Genomic DNA, 893 nt, shown 5'->3' with positions numbered 1-893 from the left:
AACGCCCGGACGTCCTCGTCCTTCTTCCGCAACACTGGCGCCAGCAGACCGCCGAAGTCCTCCGGCAGGCTCTCCCGCGCCATCGCCGACAGCACACCATCCGGACCGATTTCCAGGAAATGCCCCACGCCCATCCCGGACAACGTCCGCACCCCATCGGCGAACCGCACCGTCCGCCGCACATGCTCCACCCAATAATCCGCCGAGAAATCCGTCATCGACTCCCCGGACACATTCGACACCACCGGAATCACCGGAGCGTTGAACGACAACTCGCCGAGAACGGAACGGAATTCATCCAGCATCGGCTCCATCAACGGCGAATGGAACGCGTGCGACACCCGCAACCGCCGCGTCTTCACCCCCCGACCCGCCAACACCTCAACAACCCCCGCGACCGCCGCCTCCTCCCCCGACACCACCGTCGACGCCGGGCCGTTCACCGCCGCCACCCCCACCCGATCCCCGCAATCGGCCAGCAGACCCCGCACCTCCTCCTCCGACGCCCGCACCGACACCATCACCCCACCCCCCGGCAACGCGTCCATCAACCGCCCACGCGCCGCCACCAAACGACAGGCGTCCTCCAGCGACAACACCCCCGCCACATGAGCAGCCGCCACCTCACCAATCGAATGCCCCGCCACACAATCCGCCCGCACCCCAAACGACTCCACAAGACGGAACAACGCCACCTCAACCGCGAACAAACCCGCCTGCGCAAAAACCGTCCGATCCAACACCCCAACCGAATCCTCAAACATCACCTCCCGCACCGAACACCCCACCAACCCGTCCAACACCCCACACACCTCATCCAACGCCCCCGCGAACACCGGAAACCACCCATACAAACCCCGACCCATCCCCACCCGCTGCGACCCCTGACCGGA

General features: G+C 66.2%; 1 protein-coding gene. It reads right to left on the bottom strand.

What is annotated here, in order from left to right; genetic code table 11:
- On the bottom strand, positions 1–866 hold an 866-nt coding region (locus RM590_RS35410), incomplete at its 3' end, for an acyltransferase domain-containing protein (protein WP_311708928.1).
- Positions 867–893: the final 27 nt, after the last annotated feature.

The organism is Streptomyces litchfieldiae, from assembly GCF_031845365.1.
GTDB lineage: Bacteria > Actinomycetota > Actinomycetes > Streptomycetales > Streptomycetaceae > Streptomyces > Streptomyces litchfieldiae.
This window is presented reverse-complemented; position numbering and strand designations above follow the sequence as displayed.